Genomic DNA, 2,909 nt, shown 5'->3' on the forward strand with positions numbered 1-2,909 from the left:
GGGGCTCCAGCATGCCGCACTTCAACAACCGCTCGACGGCGTCCTTGACCGCCTTCGCGGGAGCGTCGCAGCTCTCGAGGTTGCGTGCCGCCTCGGAGACGGTGCGCCCGCCCGCTTCGAACTCCACCAGGTAGAGCCCGTCCTCCGCGGCAAGCCCGAGCGATGCGCCCCACCTGGCGCGAGCCGCGTCGAACTGGGCGCGGCCACTGCCGGCCTTGGCCGCCTCAATCATGGCCGAATAGGAGGCCACGGCCTCCGTGCCCTTGACCGAGAGCCGGAACTTCTGCGCCCGCCCGTACCGAACCTTCTCGTCACTCATGCAGTCCTCTCGAGGGCTGGCTGCCCCATCCGCTTGAGCCACCGCACGTGGCTCTTCAATGCCGCACCGACGCTCTCATTCGCCCGGTAGCGGATGCCGTGCTCCCGGCAGGTCTCTTCGACAATGCGCGAGAGCGCCGGGTAGTGCAGGTGACACACCCGCGGGAAGAGGTGGTGCTCCACCTGGAAGTTCAACCCTCCCAGGTACCAGCTCACCAGCCAATTGCCTCGGGCGAAGTCCACGGTCGACGCGACCTGATGCGCGGCCCAGTCGCGGGGGAAGGGACGGTTGGCTTCTGGCTGCTGGGAGAAGTCCGCCTCCTCCACGCAATGCGCCAACTGGAACACGGTGGCCAGCGTCAACCCGAGCACGAACGAGGCGAGCGCGTAACCCAGCGCGACCTGCCAGAGCGGGCGGAAGAACAACGGCAGCGCGATGGTCCAGCCATAGAACAGCAGCTTCCCGCCCAGGGCCCCGGCCAGCTTCAGCCCGCCAGGGCGCGGCATCTTCTGCCGCCCCACGCGTCCGGTGACCAGGTCCTTGAAGTCATCGATGAAGTGCCACTTCACGGGGAGCAGCGCGTAGAGCCCCCAGATATAGGCATGCTGGAAGCGATGCGCCGTGTGCTGCCGCTGTCCAGGCGCCAGTCGGCACAGCGGCTGGATGTCGATGTCCGCATCGAGGCCGACCACGTTCGTGTGGCTGTGATGGAAGATGTTGTGCTTCCAGTTCCACACGTAGGACGAGCCACCGACGGCGTCGAGCGTCCACCCGAGAATCCGGTTGATGCCCCGATGCTCCGAGTAGCTTCCGTGGTTCGCGTCGTGCTGGACGCTGAACCCCACCCCCGCCACGGCCAGCCCCAGGGACACGCACCCGGCGACCGCACCCCACGGCCCCGAAGCGCCCACGAGGAGCCAGACATAGGAGGCCGCGAGCCACCCCAGGATGACCACCGTCTTCGCGTACATGCGCGGGAGGTCACGAGGCGAGCGCCCGCTCGCTCCCAGGTAGACCTCCACCCGCGCCTTGAGTTCCTGGTGGAAGGGCCCCGACTCGAGAAACTTCGCCTTCGTTGCTTGTGACAACGTCCACCCGCTCTCACGCCACCAGGGTCACCGCCGGAAGAACCTGGAGTCGCGCTGGGAGGATCCCGCCGCGGCCATCGCCTGCCTGGTGCCGAAGGACGATGTAACACATCAACGGAGTGGACTGTTCCGGCGCGGCGGGGCCTCCCCCCGATTCAATCGCCGCGGCCTGGACACGCGCCTGGCCGCGACGTGCGCTCACGAACGCCGCCGGAGCCCCGCTGTCGGCCCATCGACACCGGACCAGCACCTCAAGCCCACATGCGCTCCATCATCACGCCGGGCGCTCCTGCCGCCACCGCCGCTCCTGCGGACCACGGCGCTCCTCGCGCGCCTGATACAGCGACAGACCGCGCTGCACGTCATTCACGTCGAGCGTCCCCGCCAGCGCCCCATCCGCCTCCACCACGATGAGCTGGGGCGTCTCCTCCTCCGCCATGCGCCGCAGCGCCGTCCAGCCATCCTCGTCCAGCCGCACCACCACGGCGGGCACCATCACCTCGCGCGCGGTGCGCGTCAGGCGCTCCGAATCCGACACGCCCCGCACCGTCTCCAGTGACACCTGCCCCACCGGCCTTCCATCCTCCGTCACCGGCAGCAGCAACAGCCGGTCACGCCGCAAGTCCCACAGCGTCTGCTCCAACGACGCCCCCGCGTCCACGCCCACCCGGCGCGGCGTCATCAGGTCGGCCACCGGCACCCGCTCCAGCGTCGCCTTCATCCGCACCTGCTGCGCCTCCCCCTGCGCGCCCATGAAGATGAAGAACGCGATGACGGCCAGGAACGGGTTGAACGACAGCACCGCCCCCACGCCGAACAGCACCGCGAACCCGCGCCCCAGCCAGGACGCCACCTGCGTCGCGCGCACCATCCCCAGCCGCCCCGCCAGCGACGCGCGGACGATGCGTCCACCATCCATGGGGAACGCGGGCAGCAGGTTGAACACGCCCAGGAACAGGTTCAGGCTGGCCATGTAGAAGAACGCGAACTGGACGTTGAACGAGCGCGCATCCTGGAGCAGCCACGTCGCGCCGCCGAGCAGCGCCGCCAGCAGGAGGCTCGTCAGCGGCCCCACCGCGGCCATCAGCGCTTCGTCCCGGGGACGCGGCGGCGCCTCCGTCAGCTCCGACACGCCGCCCACCATCATCAACGTAATCGAGCGCACCTTCCCGCCGCGGCGCAGCGCATACACGGTGTGCGCCAGCTCGTGGACGAACACGGACGCGAACAGGCCCACCGCCACCAACCGCCCCCACAGCGCGGGCGAGCCGCTCAGGCGCTCCGGGGGGACCTCGGCCACCTCCGCCGCGCGCCGGAACGCGCCGCCGAACAGGAACGCCAGCAGCGGCAGGACGAGCAACAGGGAGAAGTGGACGCGGACGGGAATGCCGCGGAACGAGCCGATTTGAATGGAACCTCGCGCGGCACGCATGGCAGCCCTCCCATGGCTTCAACCTCCGTCCCCTCCACCCGGCGCGCACGGACCTGGAGGCGGCCCGGTC

3 protein-coding genes are annotated in these 2,909 nt (G+C 69.6%); all 3 read right to left on the reverse strand.

The window, feature by feature from the left end; translation table 11 throughout:
• Nucleotides 1–319: hypothetical protein (locus G4D87_RS36190; protein ID WP_163787356.1), on the reverse strand; the 319-nt coding region annotated here is incomplete at its 3' end.
• On the reverse strand, nt 316–1,407 hold the full coding sequence (locus G4D87_RS36195) for a fatty acid desaturase family protein (RefSeq protein ID WP_240358891.1): 1,092 nt from the start codon (nt 1,405–1,407) through the stop codon (nt 316–318). The genes G4D87_RS36190 and G4D87_RS36195, both read right to left, overlap by 4 nt.
• A 274-nt stretch (nt 1,408–1,681) precedes the next feature.
• Nucleotides 1,682–2,839, reverse strand: coding sequence for a site-2 protease family protein (locus G4D87_RS36200; protein WP_163787357.1), 1,158 nt, complete (start codon nt 2,837–2,839; stop codon nt 1,682–1,684).
• Nucleotides 2,840–2,909 lie beyond the last annotated feature (70 nt).

This window comes from Myxococcus vastator (assembly GCF_010894475.1).
GTDB lineage: Bacteria > Myxococcota > Myxococcia > Myxococcales > Myxococcaceae > Myxococcus > Myxococcus vastator.